Annotated in this window: 3 protein-coding genes; all 3 read left to right on the forward strand. The window is 59.5% G+C overall.

All coding sequences use genetic code 11. The features are described from left to right. Positions 1-1,130, forward strand: a 1,130-nt coding sequence (locus M3461_06840) for a hypothetical protein (protein MDQ3774091.1), incomplete at its 5' end; no start/stop codon positions are given. A 163-nt stretch (positions 1,131-1,293) separates the two neighbouring features. Then, positions 1,294-2,466, forward strand: a complete 1,173-nt coding sequence (locus tag M3461_06845; GenBank protein MDQ3774092.1) for a DUF4142 domain-containing protein — start codon at positions 1,294-1,296, stop codon at positions 2,464-2,466. 341 nt (positions 2,467-2,807) lie between these two features. Next, a partial coding sequence (locus tag M3461_06850; GenBank protein ID MDQ3774093.1) for a hypothetical protein occupies positions 2,808-3,333 on the forward strand: 526 nt, incomplete at its 3' end.

The raw sequence follows: 3,333 nt of genomic DNA on the forward strand, positions 1-3,333 counted from the left end.
CGGTCTTCAATATGCCGAACGGCGGCTCCATTGGCAGGCGGCAGGATGGCCGCGCGCCGCACACGCTCGATTTTGGCACGCTGGTCGCCCTCGGCGCTAATTCGCGCGCCTATTATCCGGTGCTTCAGCTCGCACTTGACGCCAACAACGGCGCGACCCTCGGCCGGGCGCCGACAGGGTTGACCGAAACCTCCACCGAAGAGGAAGTAGACGCGTATCTGACCAACAAGGACTTCTACCCCGTCGGCATGTTCGATGACACGGTGGACGGCAATGGCGACCCCATGCACAACATGCCCCTGTTCCGCCAGGATCTCGCGTTTCCGTTCGGCAGCGAGGGTGCGATCGCCCGGTTGGATAATTTCAGCAACCTGGTCTACACGGCGCTGCTCGATCCGACAACGCTTCTCACCCCCGGCGGAGGCGCATTCTTACGGAAGTTAGGCGGTAATGCGGCTGGTACTGAAATTGCCGACGACTATGCCACGGTACTCGCCGATACCGGCGTTACGGGCCCGTTTCCGTTCATTCGCGCCCGTCCGCCCGCCGATCCTGCTTTGGCCGGCACCGAAGATTTTCCGCTCGGCGTACGTGTCAACGATAAGAGACTCATTGACATGAATGCGTATCTATTCGCGCTGCAGGCGCCGCCCGGTGAGCGCGACGATCCGGGATCCGTCGCCAAAGGACGCAAGTTGTTCCGCACTGTCGGCTGCACGGATTGCCACAATGTAAACCAGAGCAAGTTCGTGCCGACTTTCATCGTTGACATGAAGACGATCTTCCCCGGCGACGATCCAGTGGTGCTGCTCGCGCAGCGCGATCCGCCGCTGAATCCGATCTTGAACACGCCCGGAAATATCGTTGACATGCCCGTCAATATCTTTGACGACAAGATGGCGGTGGTCAATGCCAGCCTACGCGGGCTTGAACGCGGGACTGCTCTGCCCTTGCTGCTCGATCTTGCACGCAAACCGGTCTTCCTGCACGACAACTCGGTGGCCACTCTAGACGATCTCCTGAATCCCAATCGCGGCTCCACGGCGCCCCATCCTTTCTTTCTGGAGGACGCGGCTGACCGTTCAGATATGGTGCAGTTCCTCCGCGGGCTCGGTACCGGCAAGCCTTAAAGAAAGCACTAGAGGCCGCTGCAAAAAACAGGGCCGGCGCTGTCTTCGTGAAAGACCGATCGAATCTCGGCGGCCAAGTTGGCCGCCGAGAGTTCGGAAGTGAGGTTCGACTCTTAACTCGCCTCCTTGACCGCGAGTCTTAACCACATCTTACGCACTCATTATGCATCTCACTACACTCAGCACCTTTGCGGCGGGCCTCCTCGCCTTGAGTTCTTTACCCATCGGCGTCGCCGGCGCGGAACAGGAACAAACCAGAAATCCGAAGAAGGTCGCGGCCAGTTCGGCGGACCGCCACGCCGTTGACACCATCATGGCCGCTTGGCCTGAACGCCCACGGCTGGGCGCGCAAATGATGCTCTCGCAGTACGGTACTCCGCAGGAAGTCACGTCCGAGAAGCTTGTCTGGCACAACCGAGGCCCTTACAAGCGCATCACCGTCATGAAGAAGGAAGATCATCACGACTTCCCGAAGCCGCACATGGATTTTATCGAACACACGATCCATTACCATGTGCCGGCGGATAAAGCCGACGCCATCTCTGCCTTCGATGGCAGCGCCACGTTCGATCGGACGCGAGGCGAGTTGTCCGGGCGGTGCGATCTGGAGGGGCACAACATTCTTACGCTGAACCTCGCGCACGACATCGCAGCCGGGAAGAAGGATGCAGGCGAGGCGCGCAAAGCGTTCAGCCAAATCGTCGTCGAGGACATGCTCGGCAAAAACCCAGGCTACGTGACGGCGCTTCAGTTCAAGCCGATGACGATGACACAGGCGGCCTTTTCCGATAAGCCGGCCATTCCCGGCTCTCCGATGCGTCCGGTGGCCAACGCGCAGTTGAAGGGCGACAGAGGCGACGGGGAAATCCTCGGCTTCATTGGCGCGATCAATGAGAACGAGATTGTGGCCGCGATGGTGGCGAGCAAGAAGAAGGTGAATTCTCAATTGGCCCAATACGCGACAATGCTGCACCAGGAGCACGGCAAGAATCTGGACCAGACGATGAAGCTCGGACAGAAGATCGGCGTGACGCCGCTGGAAACTCCGGCCGTGGACGCGCTGCGCGTGAAAGCCGCGGGCGAACTCGCCGCGTTGGTGCCGTTGGACGGCGAGGAATTCAGCCGCGCCTACGTTACGGCGATGACGAAGGGACACACGGAGGCGCTGCAAATGATCGACACTCAGCTTCTCCCCACAGCCCAAAGCGACGGCCTGAAGAAACATCTCACCGAAACACGCCAGCACGTTGCGGCGCACCTTGAAGCAGCGAAAAAGCTTCAAGGAGGAATCGCCGGTACCGCTTCAGATCCGACGCGCGTCCCGGTGCGGCAATAGCAAGAACAGGAGAGATAGAGCCGCCGTGGATGACACGGTGGAATGTTTAACCTTATTCTGGAAACGAAGCTGACCGCGCCAGAGAAGACGGACCTGATAGCCTTTCTGCCGCGCCCTATGAACGAGCCTGAACGAACCAACGCCATGAGGAAAAAACAGAAACAATTATGAAAACCAACGCTCTTAAAAACATTTGTAATCGCCTGGGAATGTTCTATTTGGCCACTGCTTTCCCCTGGTTGGGTGGTTGTTCATCGAATCAGCCAGCAAAGGGCTCGGAGCCGCCCTCCGCGTCTGCGTCGCCTCAGACGGCTGAACGTTCTGCTTCGGATGGACCACGAATGGCCGGGCCGGCCATGCCGCACCGACGCGGCAATGCCGAAGCCGGCCGTGACGTTTTCCGCTTCGAGACCTTCGGCAACGAAGGTTTCTGGACTGACGCGATGCGAATGCCGCAAGGCATGAAGGACGCGAAGGTGACGCCGATCGATGCGCTGAAGGCCGGCGTGACTGTCGATGTGGAAGCGATTGAGCCATCCCTGCGTACGGCGTTGGCGAAGGAACTCAAGACCGGCATGTCTCCGCAGAATGCGCCGCTGCTCAACGATCCGATGACGACGATGAAGCTCATCGAGATGAATGCGGTTGTCGGTATCGTGCCCAAAGACAGTAACGGCGACGGCAGAATTGATTTAGCGAGCGGTGACAAAGTCGGCCTCTCCTGCGCTATCTGCCATACGATCTCAGACAAGTCGGTGTTCGACATGCCGGGCGCCGGCTCAATCGGGAAGCGCCTGGATGGACGGGCGGCGCTGACGTTGAACGTCGGCAAGTTGCTCGCGCTGGCGGCGAACTCGCGAGCTTATT

Source organism: Pseudomonadota bacterium, from assembly GCA_030860485.1.
Taxonomy (GTDB): domain Bacteria; phylum Pseudomonadota; class Gammaproteobacteria; order JACCXJ01; family JACCXJ01; genus JACCXJ01.

Bases quoted from the DNA above. Each gene is read 5' to 3' on its own strand.
- M3461_06845 (MDQ3774092.1), top strand. From the start codon at position 1,294: ATGCATCTCACTACACTCAGCACCTTTGCGGCGGGCCTCCTCGCCTTG.